The sequence below is a fragment of the Paenibacillus sp. FSL P2-0173 genome (assembly GCF_038008045.1).
Classification (GTDB): Bacteria; Bacillota; Bacilli; order Paenibacillales; family Paenibacillaceae; genus Paenibacillus; species Paenibacillus polymyxa_B.
On record NZ_JBBOYK010000002.1, the window covers coordinates 345,764 to 364,399 of the forward strand.

20 protein-coding genes are annotated in these 18,636 nt (G+C 47.8%); 2 read left to right on the top strand and 18 right to left on the bottom strand.

Annotation, left to right across the window (positions count from 1 at the left end; genetic code table 11):
• Positions 1-7 precede the first annotated feature (7 nt).
• From fabF to MKX30_RS11860, 9 genes are all read right to left on the bottom strand, one after another.
• Entirely contained in the window at positions 8-1,246 is a 1,239-nt protein-coding gene (gene fabF, locus MKX30_RS11820) for a beta-ketoacyl-ACP synthase II (protein ID WP_023988165.1), read from the bottom strand.
• A 228-nt stretch (positions 1,247-1,474) separates the two neighbouring features.
• Positions 1,475-1,708, bottom strand: coding sequence for an acyl carrier protein (locus MKX30_RS11825; RefSeq protein ID WP_007429985.1), 234 nt, complete (start codon positions 1,706-1,708; stop codon positions 1,475-1,477).
• A 107-nt stretch (positions 1,709-1,815) separates the two neighbouring features.
• Positions 1,816-2,565 carry a 3-oxoacyl-[acyl-carrier-protein] reductase gene (gene fabG, locus MKX30_RS11830; protein WP_023988164.1) on the bottom strand — a complete coding sequence of 250 codons (750 nt, stop codon included), beginning with the start codon at positions 2,563-2,565 and terminating at the stop codon, positions 1,816-1,818.
• A gap of 51 nt (positions 2,566-2,616) precedes the next feature.
• Positions 2,617-3,561, bottom strand: coding sequence for an ACP S-malonyltransferase (gene fabD / locus MKX30_RS11835; protein ID WP_339201874.1), 945 nt, complete (start codon positions 3,559-3,561; stop codon positions 2,617-2,619).
• A gap of 81 nt (positions 3,562-3,642) precedes the next feature.
• Positions 3,643-4,632: a beta-ketoacyl-ACP synthase III gene (locus tag MKX30_RS11840; protein ID WP_023988162.1), complete on the bottom strand. Its 990-nt coding sequence runs from the start codon at positions 4,630-4,632 to the stop codon at positions 3,643-3,645.
• 8 nt (positions 4,633-4,640) lie between these two features.
• Positions 4,641-5,633, bottom strand: coding sequence for a phosphate acyltransferase PlsX (gene plsX, locus MKX30_RS11845; protein ID WP_023988161.1), 993 nt, complete (start codon positions 5,631-5,633; stop codon positions 4,641-4,643).
• Positions 5,617-6,213 carry a transcription factor FapR gene (fapR, locus tag MKX30_RS11850; protein ID WP_007429980.1) on the bottom strand — a complete coding sequence of 199 codons (597 nt, stop codon included), beginning with the start codon at positions 6,211-6,213 and terminating at the stop codon, positions 5,617-5,619. The genes plsX and fapR overlap by 17 nt, the downstream gene beginning before the upstream one ends.
• Before the next feature lie 282 nt (positions 6,214-6,495).
• A complete protein-coding gene (gene rpmF / locus MKX30_RS11855; protein ID WP_007429979.1) occupies positions 6,496-6,669 on the bottom strand; it encodes a 50S ribosomal protein L32 in 174 nt (57 codons plus the stop codon).
• A gap of 187 nt (positions 6,670-6,856) precedes the next feature.
• Complete coding sequence (locus MKX30_RS11860) at positions 6,857-7,375, bottom strand: YceD family protein (protein ID WP_023988160.1); 519 nt, start codon at positions 7,373-7,375, stop codon at positions 6,857-6,859.
• Between the two features lie 355 nt (positions 7,376-7,730).
• On the opposite strand from MKX30_RS11860, the gene MKX30_RS11865 reads away from it, so the two are divergent.
• Positions 7,731-8,966 carry a nucleotidyltransferase gene (locus MKX30_RS11865; RefSeq protein WP_341062845.1) on the top strand — a complete coding sequence of 412 codons (1,236 nt, stop codon included), beginning with the start codon at positions 7,731-7,733 and terminating at the stop codon, positions 8,964-8,966.
• Here MKX30_RS11865 and MKX30_RS11870 read toward each other — a convergent pair.
• Positions 8,956-9,987 (bottom strand): YlbL family protein, encoded by a 1,032-nt coding sequence (locus MKX30_RS11870; protein ID WP_341062846.1) that lies wholly within the window; start codon positions 9,985-9,987, stop codon positions 8,956-8,958. The genes MKX30_RS11865 and MKX30_RS11870 overlap by 11 nt on opposite strands.
• Positions 9,988-10,184: 197 nt before the next feature.
• Between MKX30_RS11870 and MKX30_RS11875 the strand changes: the two genes are divergently transcribed.
• A complete protein-coding gene (locus MKX30_RS11875) occupies positions 10,185-11,468 on the top strand; it encodes a nucleoside recognition protein (protein ID WP_053325226.1) in 1,284 nt (427 codons plus the stop codon).
• Here the strand turns inward: MKX30_RS11875 and coaD are convergent.
• The 8 genes from coaD to MKX30_RS11915 form a co-directional block, all read right to left on the bottom strand.
• A complete protein-coding gene (gene coaD / locus MKX30_RS11880) occupies positions 11,431-11,952 on the bottom strand; it encodes a pantetheine-phosphate adenylyltransferase (protein WP_013309846.1) in 522 nt (173 codons plus the stop codon). The two genes, MKX30_RS11875 and coaD, sit on opposite strands and share 38 nt — an antisense overlap.
• Positions 11,945-12,586 carry a 16S rRNA (guanine(966)-N(2))-methyltransferase RsmD gene (gene rsmD / locus MKX30_RS11885; protein ID WP_028542741.1) on the bottom strand — a complete coding sequence of 214 codons (642 nt, stop codon included), beginning with the start codon at positions 12,584-12,586 and terminating at the stop codon, positions 11,945-11,947. Before rsmD ends, coaD begins: the two co-directional genes overlap by 8 nt.
• 315 nt (positions 12,587-12,901) lie before the next feature.
• Positions 12,902-13,024, bottom strand: coding sequence for a cyclic lactone autoinducer peptide (locus MKX30_RS11890; RefSeq protein WP_023988155.1), 123 nt, complete (start codon positions 13,022-13,024; stop codon positions 12,902-12,904).
• A gap of 5 nt (positions 13,025-13,029) precedes the next feature.
• Positions 13,030-13,545, bottom strand: a complete 516-nt coding sequence (locus tag MKX30_RS11895) for an accessory gene regulator ArgB-like protein (RefSeq protein WP_341063004.1) — start codon at positions 13,543-13,545, stop codon at positions 13,030-13,032.
• Positions 13,538-14,170, bottom strand: a complete 633-nt coding sequence (locus MKX30_RS11900; protein ID WP_023988153.1) for a hypothetical protein — start codon at positions 14,168-14,170, stop codon at positions 13,538-13,540. The genes MKX30_RS11895 and MKX30_RS11900 overlap by 8 nt, the downstream gene beginning before the upstream one ends.
• A gap of 171 nt (positions 14,171-14,341) precedes the next feature.
• A complete protein-coding gene (locus MKX30_RS11905) occupies positions 14,342-15,460 on the bottom strand; it encodes an acyltransferase family protein (protein WP_068940628.1) in 1,119 nt (372 codons plus the stop codon).
• Between the two features lie 313 nt (positions 15,461-15,773).
• A complete protein-coding gene (locus MKX30_RS11910) occupies positions 15,774-17,591 on the bottom strand; it encodes an APC family permease (protein WP_023988151.1) in 1,818 nt (605 codons plus the stop codon).
• Positions 17,592-17,784: 193 nt separating this feature from the next.
• On the bottom strand, positions 17,785-18,621 hold the full coding sequence (locus MKX30_RS11915; RefSeq protein ID WP_023988150.1) for an AraC family transcriptional regulator: 837 nt from the start codon (positions 18,619-18,621) through the stop codon (positions 17,785-17,787).
• Between the last annotated feature and the right edge of the window lie 15 nt (positions 18,622-18,636).

Sequence of the window (18,636 nt, forward strand, 5' to 3'; positions counted from 1 at the left end):
TGACCCCTTATGCTTCATATTTTTTTAGAATAACCGTAGCATTGTGACCGCCAAAACCAAAGGAATTGGACATAACCACATTCAGTTCCGCTTTTCTCGGCTTATTAGGTACATAATCAAGATCGCATGCCGGGTCTTGATTATCCAAATTAATCGTTGGCGGAATCGTCTGATGCTGAAGGGCGAGACCACAGATCACGGCTTCAACGCCGCCCGCTGCACCCAATAAATGCCCTGTCATCGACTTAGTTGAGCTGATCGCTACCTTATAGGCATGCTCTCCCAGCGTTTTCTTGACTGCTTCCGTTTCGGATTTATCACCGACTGGCGTAGATGTACCATGTGCATTGATATAATCAATCTCTTCAGGATTCAATCCAGCATCACGGATCGCCATTCTAATGCAGCGTGCTGCTCCCTCTGGATCAGGCTCCGTCATATGATGGGCATCGCCAGAAAGACCGTAGCCAATCACTTCACCGTAAATACGCGCACCACGCTTCAAAGCATGATCCAACGATTCTAGAATAAGAACACCAGAGCCTTCGCCCATAACAAACCCGTCTCTTTCGGTATCAAAAGGACGGCTTGCCTTTTCAGGCTCGTCGTTACGCGTGGACATTGCTCGCATGGAACAAAATCCAGCCATACCAATCGGACGAATAGTCGCCTCAGCTCCTCCGCAAATCATGGCGTCTGCGTCACCACGCTGAATCATGCGGAAGGAATCACCAATAGCATGACTGCCCGTGGCACAAGCCGTAACCGGTGATGTATTGGGGCCTTTAGCACCGAGTGAAATTGACACTTGACCGGAACCCATATTAGCAATCATCATCGGGATGAAGAAAGGGCTTACGCGTTTAGGTCCTTTTTCAATCAGTGCGTTGTGCTGATCCTCCCAAGTTCCCAATCCACCAATACCGGAACCGACAGATACACCAACACGCTCAGCATCCGCATTTTCTCCGATTACAAGTCCGCTGTCCTCAAGCGCCAATTTACTAGCAGCAACCGCAAACTGCACAAAGCGGTCCATTTTACGCGCATCCTTACGTTCAATATAATCCTCTGGATTAAAATCTTTAATGGAAGCGGCTATTTTCGTAGTGTACTCACTTGTATCGAAAGCTTCGATTTCACTGACGCCGGATTTTCCAGCCATCAGATTATCCCATAGTGTGTTCAAATCCTGTCCCAGCGAAGTGATTACACCCATTCCTGTTATGACAACACGTTGTTTCAAAGATAATCACCTCTATGTCTACTGCATATTGTATTTTAAGACCGCACTCTCTTGTGCGTAAAAATAATATAGAATCAACTAAAGTTAGTAATGCCGCATACTCCTCAGCCTTTGACTAAGTGAAGCTGAGCCAGACTCAAAAACACGCGGCAATTCCGTCTTTAGTTCAATCTGTATAATTAGGAGAAAGTCCCGCCTGTAACAGAACGGGACTTTTGATGACATGAATTAGGTATGAGATTGTATGTACTTCACAACTTCACCTACAGTTGTAATTTTCTCTGCATCTTCATCAGAGATTTCCATATCAAACTCATCTTCCAATTCCATTACCAATTCAACTACATCGAGAGAATCAGCGCCTAAATCATCTTTAAAAGATGCTTCAAGTGTAACTTCGGCTTCGTCGGCTCCCAAACGGTCAACGACAATGCGTTTTACGCGCTCCAATACATCGGACATCCGGCTCACCTCCTCTTAGGTATTATACGAAAATTACAATTAAAATGCCATAGAAGAGAGTTTTCATTGACAACTCTTCATCGGGGCATGCGGATTGCAACATGCTACTACATATACATGCCGCCATCCACATGCAAAGTCTGGCCCGTCATATATGAGGAAGCATCCGAGGCCAAGAACAGCACCACGTCAGCAATTTCCTCAGGCCGTCCAAGACGGGCCAGCGGAATACCGCTCAGCATATTGTCACGCAAATCATCAGCCAGCACCTGCGTCATCTCAGTATCGATGAATCCAGGAGCCACACAGTTCACTGTAATACCTCTCGAAGCAAGCTCTCGAGCAGAGGATTTGGTAAGACCAATTACCCCTGCTTTAGCAGCAACGTAGTTGGCTTGTCCTGCGTTGCCAAGTACACCAACCACGGAGGAGATATTGATAATTCGGCCAGAACGCTGCTTCATCATTGGACGTGTTGCCGACTTAAGACAATTAAACACACCCTTCAGATTCGTTTCGATCACCTGATCGAATTCCTCTTCCTTCATGCGCATGATTAAATTATCTCTTGTTATGCCGGCATTATTCACCAGGATGTCAATCTTGCCCCAAGCGCCAATCACATCCTTGATCAACTGATCTGCTTCGTCAGCGCGACCGACATTTGCCTGAACTGTAATAGCCTCTACACCTTTGGCACGAATCTGCTCTGCTACCTCAGTCGCAGCCGCTTCACTACCAGCATAGTTTACCGCCACATTAGCACCTGCTTCAGCCAGCGCCAGCGCAATACTACGGCCAATTCCGCGCGACGCTCCCGTAACGAGCGCCGTTTTTCCACTCAATGGCTTAGACATCATAGTCCCCCCCTTGCAAGTATATAACCCGTTAAGGCAATGATTATACTTTTAACGGGCCTCCAAGGCTTCCGTTACAGAAGCAAACGACTCCAGGCTGCTTATATTATACAGCTTAACCGATTTGTCGATTTTTTTAACCAGTCCAGTCAATACACTTCCCGGTCCAAACTCAACAAAGGTGTCAACACCTTGTTCTAGTAGCCATGTTACACTGTCTTCCCACAGTACCGGAGAATAGACCTGATCCACCAACAGTTGGCGAATTTCGCTCCCCTCACGTACAGGTTTAGCTGTTACATTGGCAACAACCGGAACCTGAGCTTTGGAGAAAGTTACAGCCCCCAACTTGCCGGAGAGCTTGATCGCTGCTTCCTTCATCAGTGACGAGTGGAAAGGACCGCTAACCTCCAGAGTAATAGCGCGCTTGCCTCCTGCTTCCTTCACACGTTCAGCGACAGCAGCTACGCCCTCCTTCGTACCAGATACAACAATTTGTCCAGGACAATTGATGTTGGCTAGTTCGACCAGTTGACCAGACTCTGTAATATCACGGCACAATGCTGCCAATGCTTCACGATCAGCTCCCAACACAGCAGCCATCCCGCCTTGCCCATCAGGAATGGCCTGCTCCATGAACTCGCCACGTGTACGAACGATTTCAACCGCATCCTCAAATGCGAGGACACCGGAAGCGACTAGCGCGCTGTATTCTCCTAGACTGTGTCCAGCCACATAATCGGGATGAATGCCCATTTTTTCCTTGAACGCTTCATACAACGCAATGCTCGCCGTTAACAATGCAGGCTGCGTATTGGATGTTTGCTTCAAAGCTGTGTCCGGCCCTTCAAAAATCAGTGTGCTTAGTGCGAACCCTAACCGTTCGTCCGCTTGGCGAAATACTTCTGTTGCAGCTGGAACTGCTTCATAAGCATCTTTAGCCATACCTACAGCTTGTGAACCCTGACCGGGAAATATAAATGCCGTTTTGCCCATCGTGTATGCACCTCTCTGTATCCAATGCTTGTCCTGTAAAACACTACACAAATTCAATATTATATCAAAACTTCCATCTTATTACCAGACAAGAACCGACGCTCCCCAGGTCAAGCCACCGCCAAAGCCCACCATTAATACACGGTCGCCTTCCTTCATGCGGCCTTCCTCAGCTGCTTCCACAAGAGCGAGAGGGATTGATGCTGCCGATGTATTCGCATATTTATGAACATTAACAACTACCTTTTCCTCTGGTAAATCCAGACGTTGCATCGCCGATTGGATGATGCGAACATTGGCTTGATGCGGAACGAACAGATCAATATCATCTTTGGACAGCCCTGCTTTTTCCAACACATCGACCGTTGCCGTTCCCATAACACGAACCGCGAACTTGAACACTTCGCGTCCGTTCATGTAAATATAGTGCTGTTTATTTTCCAGTGTGTCTGCACTCGCAGGCAAACGCGAGCCTCCTGCTTCCAACTTGAGTAAGCTGCCTCCGGCACCCTCAGCCCCGAGATCAAAGGATTGGAATCCTCTACCTTCAGGCACTTCGCCAATCACTACAGCTCCTGCACCATCTCCGAATAGAACACAGGTATTGCGGTCGGTATAATCTGTAATCCGAGAAAGACAGTCTGCCCCAATGATTAATGCATTATTATAGATACCTGTCTTAATGAAGCTCGTTGCCGTAGCCAGTCCGTATACAAAACCCGAGCATGCCGCAGACAAATCGAAAGCTGCTGCGCCTTTGGCTCCCAATTTGTCCTGAAGAATGCAGGCAGTTGACGGAAACGCCATATCCGGTGTAACCGTAGCTACAATAATTAAATCCAGATCCTGTGCCGTCATACCCGCGGACTCCAACGCCTTAATTGCTGCTTCATAAGCTAAATCAGATGTAGCCTGCTCTGGAGCCGCAATATGGCGCTCCTGAATCCCTGTACGGCTGACAATCCATTCATCACTTGTTTCTACGATTGCTTCCAAATCTTTATTGGTCAGAATTTTCTCAGGTACGTATTTCCCTGTTCCGATAACACCAACCGGCCGTAATTTATTCATATCGTCACTCACTTCCTGCTGATTTCCTTGGATATACTTTCCACCAACCGGTTTTGCAAGGCCGTACGAGCCTGCCTTACCGCATTTTTGACGGCAACGCCGTCAGACGAACCGTGACTTTTCAGGACGAGTCCACTCAAACCCAGCAAAGGAGCCCCGCCATGCTCTTTATAATCCAATTTACCTTTCAGACTGCGAAGCTCAGGCATAATCAAGGCTGCCGCAAGCTTGGTCTTCAAGGATTTGGTGAATTGCTCTTTTAAGAGAGAAAATATGGCTCCGGCTGTACCCTCTAGCGATTTTAGCATGATATTTCCAGCAAATCCATCGCACACCAGTACATCGCAATTCCCGGTTAACACATCTCTCGATTCAACATTACCCACAAAATTGACAGGTAACTGCTCAATAAGTGGATATGCCAACTTCGTCAGTTCATTGCCCTTCCCAGCTTCGGTCCCCACATTCAGCAGACCCACCCTTGGAGAAGACACACCGTGAACTTTCTGACGATACAAGCTCCCCATCAGTGCATACTGGGCAAGATGCTCAGGCTTGGCATCCATATTGGCTCCCAGGTCCAGCGCTAGAATACCCTGATCATCTATCGTTGGTATCATCGGCGCGAGAGCCGGACGTTCAATGCCCTCCATTCTTCCAACCACCAGCAACCCTGTGGTCATTAGCGCGCCTGTATTACCTGCGGATATCATGGCATCCGCTTCGCCTTCTCTGACCATTCGACCAGCTACGACCATCGAGGCATCCTTTTTACGGCGCACTGCCTTTACAGGCTCGTCCTGCGCATCTATCATTTCGGATGCATGGCGAATGCTGAGGTTCGTCGGCAACGCCCTACCGTTCAGAACCGATTCAATTCGTTCCAGGTCACCAACCAGCGTAATGTCCGTATCCTTCCATTCCGCTGCCGCAGATAGCGCGCCCTCTACTGTCGCCTCAGGAGCATTATCTCCCCCCATGGCATCAATGGCGATCCGCATGCTGACTTCCTCCTTCGCTATACTCTTCCTCCGTGGAGCGATAAATGACAAAGTTGCCTTGGAACACCATTTCTTCTCCTACGTAGGCAAAGACTTCCACTTTAGCCTTCCCTTTTTGTTCTGGATTTGAGCGTACATATGCCTTGGCAATGCACTTCTCACCTAAATGAACCGGGCGGACAAAGCGTATATCCGCTGATGCAGTCAATGCTATCTCATCATTAATCACGGCAACGGCCAATGAATTGGCCTGAGCAAATACATAATGCCCCCGCGCAATGCCAGTACGCGAAAAAATATGTTCCTCTTTAATCTCAAAAATCGAAATACCGCTTCGATCCAACTGTAGATCAACGATATCCCCGATCACTTCATGCAAAGGCAAGGAACGAACCTGGTCGTAGGAGCGCTCAGCCATCAGCTTTAGCCGTTCCCGCAATTCTGGGATTCCCAGTTCCATCCGGTCCAGCCGAATAGTCTGAATACTTACCTTCAGCTGTCTTGTCAATTCCTGATCCGTTACGAACGGATTATCATCAATTAATTGAGTCAGCCGCTGCTGTCTCTGTCTCTTCGGCAAACGTTCGATGTCAGTGACGCCTCCTTTCCCTACAATAAACTGTCGTTCAGACGACAGTTCGGGTTACTTTACTTCACTTTCTAACGGCGAAACTTCAAGCCGATTTGTCTTCTTGTATGTATAAAGGAACCTCTTCGGCCCTTCTTTCTTAGAACCTGGTACTAAAACAGTATATAGCATGCTGACGTAAAAAGGAAGCATGCAGACAAAAAAAAGTAGCGCCTCACTGAAGTGAAGCGCTACTCTTCCTGCGAAGATTCCAAAGAATCCGCTTATCGGACATTATTGAGAGATGATCTCTCTAGCTTTGTACGTTCCGCAAACTTTGCACACATGGTGAGCAAGTTTCAATTCGCCGCATTCGGAGCATTTCACCATACCTGGTACTGCCAGTTTAAAGTGAGTACGACGTTTGTCGCGACGAGTTTTGGATGTTCTCCGTTGAGGTACTGCCATTATTCCCACCTCCTTAACCAGATCACCCCCGCATAGCGGGTATGACTTCTTATCTCATTCAAGACTGAAAGAAAATGCCAGAAGCAATTATCTTACAGCCGGTGAATCAAGCCTGCAACATCCACGCATCGGTTCAGTAACTCTCCGGCACAAGCGGATGATGATTTTTCAGAATTGAACTCAATTCTCATTTAAAAAAATCCTTAAGCCCTGCCAGACGCGGATCAATCTTTTCCGTATCACCATCGTTACTGTCATCGGAGCCAATACTCCAGTTTTGTCCGGTCTTTGGTGCGATTCCCTGACAATCCTCACTGCACAAAGGCGCAAACGGCACATGCAGTACAAACAGTTCTTCACAATACGGTGCAATGTCGAAGGAGTCCTCCGTCACTGCGATAAAATCGCCATCTTCATCCTCCTCTTCAACACTCGAAGAGGTTTGCTTGAACCGTTCACGGAATTCAATCTTTAAATCCTCGTGCATCGGGCTTAAACAGCGTGAACACAGCATGTCCAGACCTGCGGTCAACGTGCCTTCCACGCTCATCAAGCCTTGACCCAGACTAACGGCGACCAAGTCGGTCTCCAGCGGGGAAACGGCCGTAACATCAGCACGATCATCCACCAATTCACTCACATTAAGAGATTCACGGATAGGAAAAGGACCGTCACTTGTTGCTACTTTTCGAAAAAATAGTTGCATCACTATCACTCCAAACAAACAAAAATTATTATACCGACTGATCGAGTCGTTTGTCAACACCTTTCACTTTACACCACTCACAAATCCACTGGTTTTCCAATGGTTCGACAAGTTTTATGCAGAAGCAAAAATGCATTGTGCTAAACATGTACCGATGAGTATTCGTACCCCCGCCACTCTTCGTGTACAATAATGCGAGTATAAAGCTTTTTCGTCCAGGTCTCAATGGTCTTGTTCATGCCGACGATGAAAAACAGTATAGCTGCCCTGAAAACAATCATTCACGGGTACTTAACCATTATTATCAAAATAGTTACCCAATAAGTTACTTTAAGAAAGGAGCCGACATACGGTCTTGAAAACACTCGGTATGATTGTAGAGTACAATCCTCTGCATAACGGACATGTCCATCACTGGGAGGAGTCTCTTCGCATCACTGGTGCACAGCGCACAGTGGCTGTGATGAGTGGTCCTTTCCTTCAGCGGGGTGAACCCGCGATTACAGACAAATGGTCCCGCACCGAAATGGCACTCGCCATGGGTGTGGACCTGGTTCTGGAGCTGCCTGTGGCCTATGCCGTCCAGCCTGCAGAATGGTTTGCCCGCGGAGCGGTCGCCCTGCTCCATGCGACGGGCATCGTCGATGCGCTCTGCTTCGGTAGCGAGAGCGGAGACATCGCCCCGCTGCGCGCGCTGGCCCGCGTGCTGGCGGCAGAGCCGGCCGAGCTCAAGGCCGGCATCGCGCAGCGCCTAAGCAGCGGCGCGAGCTATCCCGCTGCCTACGCGGGAGCCGCAGCCGCGCTGGCGGCCGAAGGAGAGGACGGCGCTGCGCTCGCCGCCCTCATGCAGCAACCCAACAATACGTTGGGGCTGCATTACTTGATTGCGCTGGAAAGGCTGGGCAGCACAATCAAGCCCTTCACGGTAGCCCGTACGGGATCGGGCTACCATGAAGCCGTGGCCCCTGCGGACGGAGTCATCGCCAGCGCCACGGCCATCCGCCGTCTGCTGCTGGACGGCGGGCCGGTGGCAGCGTCGCCATACATACCTACGGCGACACTGGAGATTTTGCGGCGCGAGTGGCAAACCGAACGCGCGCCGCTGCATTGGGAAGCGTTCAGCCAGCCGCTGCTGAACGCCCTGATCACACGTAGCCCGCAGCAGCTGGCGGAGCTGCACGAGGTCACCGAAGGGCTGGAGCATCGTCTGCGACAATCGCTGTACACGCTCCCCCAGCCTTCTGTGGAGGCCCTGCTCGCCGCTATCAAGACAAGGCGCTATACTCGTACGAAGCTTCAGCGGATGTGTACACATATTTTGCTGAATCATGCCAAAACCGATATGACTCCTGCTGAGCTGGCGAAAGGTCCTGGCTATATCCGCGTGCTCGGCTTTAACAGGGCTGGACGCGAGCTGCTGGCACGTATGAAGCAGACAGCCACCCTTCCGGTATGGGTCAAGCTGTCTGCCGGATCACATCCTCAGCTGGACTGGGATACAGCCGCAGCCGCCATACACGCAGCCGGGATGCCACGTCCCGCCATCCGCGACATGTATGCTGATTACTTGCGACCGCCCATTATGGTTTGATGGGCAGCTTTTCCATATAATTCAGCGCATCGCCAAGCTTGCGAACCGGAACAAGCTTCATCCGGGTTCCAATTTGCTCAGCTTTGGCCTTCGCCTCTTTATAATTATCTGCAGGGACGAAAAACAAATCCGCATCCTGACGGTCAGCAGCAACTATTTTATACTTTGCACCACCAATCGCTCCAACCTGACCGTCCTTATCAATAGTACCCGTACCGGCTGTACGATATCCCTTACTCAGATCACCTGGTGTCAGTTGGTTATAGATTTCCATGGTAAACATCAAACCTGCCGAAGGACCGCCAACATCCGTAGATGTAAAATGAATCGTTTTACGTCCATCCTTCGGCTGTACCTTCTGTACCGTGGCAATACTGACGCCAAATCCAGAACGTTGCTTGCCCGTCTCACTGTCCTTGATGGTCGTTAAGGGAGCTTGCACGGTCAGCAACTTTCCATCACGCTTTAGCTTCACTTTAGCCATTGTTCCCGGTTTTTCGTCCTCCAAAGCCTTCCGAATGGAACGATTATCGGTCACCCTCACTCCGTTCAGCTCCAATATTTCATCTCCAGGCTTGAACACGCTGTTCGAGCCCGGGACCTTAAATACATACACGTAATCTGGCACAATCCGATAGGGGACATGGGCACGGGTGTATGCAGCCTCCATTGCGGAAGATTGGGAATCCCCCATATACCATACCTGCTCTGCCGCATATTCGTCTTCACTTCTTCCATGCAGACGATCCTCTTTGCGTTGAATCTCCGAATTGCGGTCCAACTTGGACAGGCCCAACATGATAACATTGGCATAACGCGCCGATACCGTCGTCATCATAAAAGTCCCCCGTTCGATGCTGTCACCCTCCTGGACTCTAACCATCGGTTTGATCTCGTTTGCCCCACCTGGTCCATAGATCAGATAAGGGGTTGGCATATAGACCAGCACATAGACCATTGCAGCCAGCATTAAGACATAACCGGTTGTAAAAAAAGCTCTTTTCCGGTTTATTCGTTTCATTGCTTCTCCCCCTTGCAGCCTAACTTCTCCTATCTTACCCAAGTGCCTCTACGCCACCTGTTCTCAAGCCTTCCGAAAAAGCATACATTGTTTACGACAACGTATACGAACAACCTATCCCAAGACAACGAACGTGAATAAACGCTGGAGACAGCATCCGACTCTCCTTAGTATATTTATGAGAGGTGAATTCTTTGATGCAAAAGGAAGCCCATTCCGCTCCTTATTGGACAACCGTACTGCTTGGCCTTGGAGCCATTTTACTTGTACTGGCTGTTGTCGCCTCACCAGAAAAAGTATTTCAAGCCTCTACTCAAGGCCTTAAGCTATGGTGGAGTATTATTTTCCCGGCCATGTTGCCTTTTTTGATGCTGTCCGAAATGCTCATCGCCTTTGGTCTAGTACATGGACTAGGTGTCCTGCTGGAGCCGTTTATGCGATTCTGGTTCCGTCTACCCGGGCGAAGCGGCTGGGTGTTGGCCCTCGGCCTGACCGCAGGATTCCCGGCTGCTGCGGAAGCAGTGCGCCAATGGGCACAACAGGAGGATATGACCGCGTTTCAGCTTCGACGTCTAACCGCTATCGCTCATTTCTGCAATCCGATTACCATCCTGCTCGTCATCGGGACAGGGCTACTGCACAATGCTGCCGCAGGTGTGATGTTACTTGCCGTTCACTGGATTTCCGGGCTGCTGGCAGGCTGGATCACAGCCAGACTACCTGTACCGTCCAAAGAATTGCAAAAACGGGAAACGCCAGCTGCCCTCCGGCGCACCTCAGTTTCCCGTACTTCTCCCTCCCTGATCCGATCCGCATGGGAAGCTACCCGCTCTGCCAGAGAACGGGACGGCCGCAGTTTCGGAAAACTGTTGGGCGAAACCGTATCCCATGCTGTACAGACGCTGATGGTGACAGGTGGATTCATTATTTTCTTTTCCGTACTGATTCGACTGCTGTCCATATATACAGGCCAAGGATCGCTTTCTTTCATATGGCCTGCCTGGATGGAAATCCATCTGGGTTCCTATGAAATCAGCCGTCTGCCCTTTGATCTCCGTACACAAGCAGCCCTGATTAGTGCTGTGTTGGGCTGGGGTGGCCTGTGCGGCTGGCTTCAAATTACCGCCGTCACCAGGCCTTCCGACAAGGGCATCACCTTCACCCTGTCACGAGTGCTCCATGGGATCATTGCTTTTGGACTTACCTTGGCGACATGGGTCCCGCTTAGCCGCATCTTCAGCAATACAACTCCCGCTTACGTCAGTCGCAGTTCTGTGTCTTCTTTTGCGGAAAACGTAAATGAATCCGCCACGCATCCTGTCATGGCCGAAGCCAGCGGCTTATTAACACAAATTGAAGGAACATCTATGTACCCCTGGCAACTAACCGTACTGTCCATTGCACTGCTAGGTACAATTATAGTTACCCTGCTGGCCTTTTCCTTTATGACTTCATGGTGGAGCCGCCACGATTCGCGTTGACCTTCGCACGCAGTGCGTCTTCCACCTCCGGTGCCACCAGATCTACAACCTTGCCATCAAAATGCGCAATTTCCTTCACCATACTGGAACTCAGATATGAATAAGCTGGATTGGTCATCATAAAGATCGTTTCCGCATCCGGGTTCAGCTTATGATTTGTAGAGGCTAATTGTAGCTCATATTCAAAATCAGTCACCGACCGAATTCCTCTGACAATAACCTGGGCCCCTTTTTGACGTACATAATTAGCTGTCAGATCACGGAAGCTGTCCACTTCAACGTTCGGGATATCGCGAGTTACCGTTCGCAGTAACTCCATTCGTTCCTCAAGTGAAAACAGCGGATTTTTACTAATATTGTTAAGAACCGCGACAATCAATAGATCAAACTGTCTGGCTGCTCTTTGAATAATATCCTGATGCCCCATCGTCACGGGATCAAAAGTTCCCGGATATACAGCAATACGTGGTTTGTGCTCAATCATGATGGTCCTCCCCGTCTGATTCGCTGATGCCGAATTTGACCCCTCCGGCTTCTGTATGTTCTACGACATCCGACAAAACATCGGCTGCAAAATGATAAATAGATAACGCCGTTTCACCATAAACTGCTTTTCTGACCTGTTCGAACGGCCCGAAGCTTTCCGGATATTCATGTCCCGATTCATACTCCAGCACGATGATTGCATCTGAACGAAGCAAGTTCAACTCAGCCATACGGCTCATTAATTCATCTCCGTGTTTGAGACGATAGGGTGGGTCCAGAAAAACAGCATCAAAAAGAGCTCCACGTTTTGCCAGCACCTTGAGCGCTCGTCCGGCATCATTGCGGAACACTTCAGCCTGTCCTTCCAATCCAGTTTTTCGCAAATTTTCTTTAATGACATCAATGCTTTTGGATTCCATATCAATAAAAACAGCCTTGTCCATTCCCCGGCTAAGCGCCTCTATACCCAGGCCACCACTGCCAGCAAACAGATCAAGTGCGACTCCCCCATCAAAATAAGGACCTATCATGCTAAATAGCGCTTCCTTGACCTTATCCGTGGTCGGCCGCGTCCCTGTGCCGGGAACTGCCTTTAACGGCCTTCCTTTGGCACTACCCGATACCACTCTCACGCTGAAACTCACCTATTTTCTATATGTGTTCATAACCATATAAGATTATGACGCTATCGTACCACATGCACCGCCGTTTGAAAAACTTAGGATGAGGCAGGTATAAAAAACCATTCCCTGGGCATCCTTAGGATATCGGCATTCAACCAATGTCGTAGACAACCGCGGAGAAGACTTACGTTTCCCCATAAGCTCTTCGTCCGGTTTCTCCTCTCCCATTCGGGCGCTCTTTAATGGAGCGCCTGATTTTTTTTGCATAAAAAGAAGCTGCTTAATAGCAGCTCTATGTATCATTTTTCTATTTCAGTATTTTGTTTATTTCAGCAGTTCCTCGGGTGTATCCCCTTGATAAACATACACGTAACTCGCCACTGATACAGCAAATGTTGCAAACATAGACAACGATGTAGCTAATCCATATACCATTTTCCTCATCATTCCACTCACCTCCTTCCCCGGATCAATGTTAGGCTTTGGACCAAAAAAGCAATAGCCACTACAGAGGAACCGATTACAAAATTAGTACATACAAGCAAGGAGGATAACAGTCGCAAGAGGGGATAAAATTGTACTGGAATGCGCGACTGCTTTTCAATTCTGGACGGGGCAAAACATAAAACGAGAATGAGAGCTATTCCGGTAAACAGGTTTGTCCACCAACTATTTAAGGCCATGCAGGATATGTAAGTAAAAGCTGCTGAGGTCACCAACACACATGCCATGCCCGTTTTCAAATGAATGCCTCCTGATATTTGGCGCAGCAGGGCGAAAGCGACGAGAATCATTAGAGCCTCTGCCATCCGCCCCGTGAAGATTGAGGCGAATAGTGTTAACACGATGATCATGGACGCATTCAGAATGAGAGCAAGTGCGTATTTAAGTACCGCGACAGAGGCCGGATGATCAGGCACAGTACGTTTGATCTGGTTAGCAAGTTTGAAAGCCATCGCTTCAATCATCCCGGTATTCCTTTCCGATTGCATAATAGATGAAAAATCCCGAAACCAGTGCAAAAAATATCATATTTAACCATACCTCGTTATAGTAGAGCACAATAGAAGTTGAAATGAGCGACAGGATAATCAGCGTGATGACAATTCCATATTCCTCTTTGAACTTTAGCTTCTTGAAATTAGGGGAAAAGCCGATCCCTTTTCGATACAACATCAATGAAATAAGCAGTCCTACTGCCGCGCTTACCACTTGTAGCAGATAGCCCTTCAAGGACCCATCCTGCAGCTCAGAAACCGGAAGGTTGCCGAACATGACTTTTAGGAATACCGACTGAACAACGGCATATGCAAAATAACCTGTAACCGTCATAATACCGGACCACACAATCGGAATCTTCACGACCGTAGCAAGTAAAAAAATAAAAAGCAGCATATTAACGACGGGCACCAAATACGAAAAGGAAAACTCCTCTCGGAGCATATAACTTTGCAAATTCATAATCAGGTTAACAAAAATGGCCTGCCATAGATAAGGGGTCATTTTAACTTTAAAAATACTCAAAATCAGCGCAAAAACAGCTACTCCCTCAAGCGTGGAGAAAAGCAAAAAGCCGATTGGCTTCAAAAGCATGCGTGCATCTCCTTTACAATTCCAACAAACCTCATCGGTGTATTCAAAAACTTGGATGTACATCGAATATAAAGGGCTGGGAGCTACTTTTCAAGAGGTCTTTTCAATTATTTCATAGATTTATTCAAGCACTTCAACCAAATGTTATCGGATGCTGCTTCAAGTTGCAGCTTAGGCAACACTTTCTTTGACCGAATCTCCCTGCTTGTGCACAGGCTTCATACGTGATATAAGCTTTTTCCCCCAACGGATGCCGGGCTGTTCAATCCACGAGTAGGTAAACCAGGATAGTCCGATGGTGAATAGCAACGTCATGATAAACATAAGTGTGAGGCTGACTAGGGGAGCAAAAGGTAGTTTAACCTGTACGATTAGTCCCAGAACCAGCATATGCGTCAAATACATGCTGTAGCTAAGGCGGCCGATCCATGACCACACCCGATTAAGCAGCCAGATCGGCTGCCAGTGATACAAAGCATACGCTCCCAGCAGCAACCCGACACCCATGAGATAATCGGTCATGCCTCCAAAAAACGCAAATAGCACAGAAACCAGCAGCCAACCTCCACTGACCCGGTCTATACTTTTCCAATGCCGCTCGTCTTTCCAAATGAAAAACAACAATATACCTAGCCCAAAGACAGGCAATTGATTCGGAAACCATAAATACAGATAGTGCCCCCATAAAGAGTGATCATTAATCCATGGATATTGAACAAATACCGTATTTAGCCCGAAGCTTACCACAAGTGCCATCACAACAAACCAGGTCGCATGGCGGACTGATCGGATCAGCTTAAATAATAGGGGGATAAACAGATAAAACATACATTCCACCGCAATGGACCATTCCACACCAATAATGCTGTTGATCCAGTACGGATTCAGACCATTCAAAAACAGGAAATGAGCAGTGATATTGGTGGCAGTGACTCCCTCCTGATCTCCAAGCCAAAATCGTGGACCTGTCCCGTTCACAACCAAATAGATTCCTAACATCACGTAATACAAAGGAGCAATTCGAAAAAAACGACGCAACAGGTAAGCTGAAGTTCTTTCCCTCTTGTCACCTGAACGTCTGCTCAAGGACAGAAATAGTGTAAAAGCGCTGGCCATATAAAATAAAGCGACTCCTTTAGCTCCTATACTCAAGCCTTTTTGCAACCATCCGTTTAATCCGTCTACATGCTGGCTGACATGCACAAGTAAAACTCCAATAATAGCCAGCGCCCTCAGCGTATCTACAAATTGCAGCTTGTCATCTTCCATTTTCCCCTTGGCTTCGGGCATCGTATCCCTCCATAACAGTCTCGAATGATACATTTCGTATCTATAATACACAAAATGTATCACCAAAGTAAATATCTCCGTTATGCAAAAAAAAACACCCTCCGACCGCAAAGAAATGCGGCCAAAAGATGTTCATTTTGTCCTTGCTATAGTCAGTTCACGCAAATGAGTTGGGCTAATTGGCAGTGACTTTATTTCAGGATTTTGCAAAATTCGATTCCAGTCGCTCCGAAGTGCAAGATATAGATGAACTAAAGCATTTCGATCTATATCCTGTTCATCGGAAGTCGCTTATGGGATTTTTGCAAAATCCTCATTTGTTTAAATGAAAAGGTACGGTCGTTACGATCACGTCTTTGTAATTAATCAAATAAGCTCTCATCAGTAAGCTGGTCTGATTGTGTAGAATATTTTCCCACCAGTGCTTGGTGATGAATTGTGGAATGAGAACAGTGATATGGTCCTCGTCTGCTTTTTTCCACTCTACTGTATCGATGAACTTGCGGAGCGGATTAATGATGCTGCGATAACGGGATCTCAGCACTACTAAACGTATGCCCACGTCCCACTCTTCCCACTTCTGTTCCATTTTTTGAATCGCCTCATCATCCACACCCACATATACGGCAACCACATTATCCGACAAGGTTTTGGCATAGCTGATCGTATTCATAACGACTCGCGTAATACCTGCCACCGGAATAATAATCGTATTGCCTTTCACCATAGGTTTATCCTTGGTAATATCAATGCGCAGTTGTTCAGCCGTATTTTTGTAATGCCTGTTGATCTTCATAAAGAAATACAGAACCAAAGGCAGAAAGATAAAGATTACCCACACCTGGCTAAATTTGGTGAAAATAAAGATGAGCGTAATCGACAGCGTGGTCAGCATCCCAACCGTATTAATAGCAAGTTTGACGATCCAGCCTGGCGGTTTGAGCTTGATCCAGCGAATCATCATGCCAAGTTGCGAGAGCGTGAACGGAATAAATACCCCTACGGCATAAAGCGGGATCAGATTTTCTGTGTTGCCGCCAAATACGATAACCAGCAATGCCGAGAAGATACTCAGAAACAGGATACCATTAGAGTATCCAAGCCGATCTCCACGAACCATGAACATGTGCGGCATGTATTTGTCCTTCGCAAGCATAAAAGCAAGCAATGGAAAGGCCGAATAGGCTGTATTCGCCGCCAAAAACAAGATGAGCGCCGTTACGCCCTGAATGATGTAATACATCACACCGCGCCCGAAAGTGGCGTTCGCAATTTGCGAAATGACCGTTTCATGCGGATTAGGACGAACACCGTACCAATAAGCCAGCAAACTAATTCCGATAAACATACACCCGAGAATCAAACCCATCATCATTAGTGTAGTTGCTGCATTTTTGGCAGCTGGCTTGCGGAAGTTCGGAATGGCATTCGAGACAGCCTCTACCCCAGTTAACGCCGAGCAACCCGAGCTGAACGCCTTCAGTAGCAGGAACAGGCTGACGTTGGATACCGTAGCTCCAAATTGCGGTGCTGCAGCATGAGCTCCCCCTGCCACGTAATGAATGATACCGCTAATAATCAAAACAAAAATAGCAACAACAAATAAGTAAATCGGTACAGCCAGCACCGAGGCAGATTCTGTCACCCCGCGCAAGTTCATAATAGTCAAAAAGATAATCATAATCAGAGCAATGGCGATCCGATGATCATGTAACGACGGGAACGCAGATGTAATGGCATCTGTACCTGCTGATGAGCTAACTGCTACCGTCAGAATATAATCGACCAGCAAAGAACCACCTGCAATCAGACTCGGACTCTTTCCCAAATTGTCCTGTGCAACAATGTACGCTCCGCCACCACCAGGATAGGAAAATATGGTCTGTCTATAGGACAGGATCAGAATGATCAGCAAACCCAATACCGCAATGGATATAGGAATGGAATACCATAGGGCAGCGAAGCCAGCTGTAATTAAAACCAGCAGAATTTGCTCCGTTCCGTAAGCTACAGAGGACAAGGCATCTGAGGACAGAATGGCCAGTGCCTTGAGCTTATTCAGTTTCTCATCTTCAAGGGCCGTCGACTTTCGCGGACGACCGATTAATAATCTTTTGACTTTACTCAGCATTTCGTTGACTCCTTCTTTGGATGAGGGTTTTGCAAAAGAACTATGGATCTTATGTTTATTATGTCACCTGCACATCAGTTTGATGAAACAAATGAACTATTATTTTATACTCCCTCATCCTGAAAAAAACAATAAGGAATGCTCCCTAAAAAGAGCATTCCCGAGTAAGAAAGAGTATTTCGATAAAATACCCTTATGTATACAGTAATTTGAACCTTTCCGGGGTAATTCCTTCAGCTCGGCGGAAAGTTGCCACAAAATGACTGGCATCTCGGAATCCTACTCGCTCCGAAATCTCCTTTACTGTTAATTGCGGATATTCCGTCATCATTTCCTTGGCCTTCCGCAGCCGAATTACAATCAGATAAGCATAAGAAGTCACACCAAACGCTTGCTTAAATAATGTATTTAAATGACGGGAGCTGACATTCATCATAACTGCCATATCACCTAGGCCCACATCTGGACTGGCATAATTTTGCTCCATAAAGGCCAGTACAGGGGTTAAACGTTCCACATTATGGGATAGGGAAGGCATCGAGCTATGTTGTCCATGTTTACGCAGTAGAGTCAGAAAACGATACATATTGGCCGAAGCATCTAATCCAGACAAATCACGTTCACTAACCATGGAATGGAGCATAGTTTCCCCAAAGCTGTGCAGCTCGCTATCCGGGTCCCAATGATACCCACGCGTATGCTTCAATCCCAGTGCAGTCAATACAGCAGCGGCGATGGGGCCGTCAAATGTAATGTATAACGTTCGCCATACCTTGGTCGCCCGTCTGTATGCATGGGATTCCCCGGGCAGCAACAGAACCCCGGACTGCTCTCCCAGACGGAAGGTCCCCCCTTTAAATGTAAACATCCCTTCACCAGACACCGTCTGAATCCAGTGAAAGCACGGATAACCCTCTGGACGGGACACATCCTCCTGCCTGCTGTTAAATCCGATACTTTCAATAAAAAGGGGTAAAGAGTGCTCACGTGTAGTCAGGAAAAATCTTAAATGATGGGGAGTTAAAATCATAAAAAGCACCTCCGG

Bases quoted from the DNA above. Each gene is read 5' to 3' on its own strand.
- MKX30_RS11825 (WP_007429985.1), bottom strand. From the start codon at position 1,708: ATGTCCGATGTATTGGAGCGCGTAAAACGCATTGTCGTTGACCGTTTG.
- fabG (WP_023988164.1), bottom strand. From the start codon at position 2,565: ATGTCTAAGCCATTGAGTGGAAAAACGGCGCTCGTTACGGGAGCGTCG.
- fabD (WP_339201874.1), bottom strand. From the start codon at position 3,561: ATGGGCAAAACGGCATTTATATTTCCCGGTCAGGGTTCACAAGCTGTA.
- MKX30_RS11840 (WP_023988162.1), bottom strand. From the start codon at position 4,632: ATGAATAAATTACGGCCGGTTGGTGTTATCGGAACAGGGAAATACGTA.
- plsX (WP_023988161.1), bottom strand. From the start codon at position 5,633: ATGCGGATCGCCATTGATGCCATGGGGGGAGATAATGCTCCTGAGGCG.
- rpmF (WP_007429979.1), bottom strand. From the start codon at position 6,669: ATGGCAGTACCTCAACGGAGAACATCCAAAACTCGTCGCGACAAACGT.
- MKX30_RS11860 (WP_023988160.1), bottom strand. From the start codon at position 7,375: ATGCAACTATTTTTTCGAAAAGTAGCAACAAGTGACGGTCCTTTTCCT.
- MKX30_RS11870 (WP_341062846.1), bottom strand. From the start codon at position 9,987: ATGAAACGAATAAACCGGAAAAGAGCTTTTTTTACAACCGGTTATGTC.
- MKX30_RS11875 (WP_053325226.1), top strand. From the start codon at position 10,185: ATGCAAAAGGAAGCCCATTCCGCTCCTTATTGGACAACCGTACTGCTT.
- coaD (WP_013309846.1), bottom strand. From the start codon at position 11,952: ATGATTGAGCACAAACCACGTATTGCTGTATATCCGGGAACTTTTGAT.
- MKX30_RS11890 (WP_023988155.1), bottom strand. From the start codon at position 13,024: ATGATGAGGAAAATGGTATATGGATTAGCTACATCGTTGTCTATGTTT.
- MKX30_RS11895 (WP_341063004.1), bottom strand. From the start codon at position 13,545: ATGATTGAAGCGATGGCTTTCAAACTTGCTAACCAGATCAAACGTACT.
- MKX30_RS11900 (WP_023988153.1), bottom strand. From the start codon at position 14,170: ATGCTTTTGAAGCCAATCGGCTTTTTGCTTTTCTCCACGCTTGAGGGA.
- MKX30_RS11905 (WP_068940628.1), bottom strand. From the start codon at position 15,460: ATGCCCGAAGCCAAGGGGAAAATGGAAGATGACAAGCTGCAATTTGTA.
- MKX30_RS11910 (WP_023988151.1), bottom strand. From the start codon at position 17,591: ATGCTGAGTAAAGTCAAAAGATTATTAATCGGTCGTCCGCGAAAGTCG.
- MKX30_RS11915 (WP_023988150.1), bottom strand. From the start codon at position 18,621: ATGATTTTAACTCCCCATCATTTAAGATTTTTCCTGACTACACGTGAG.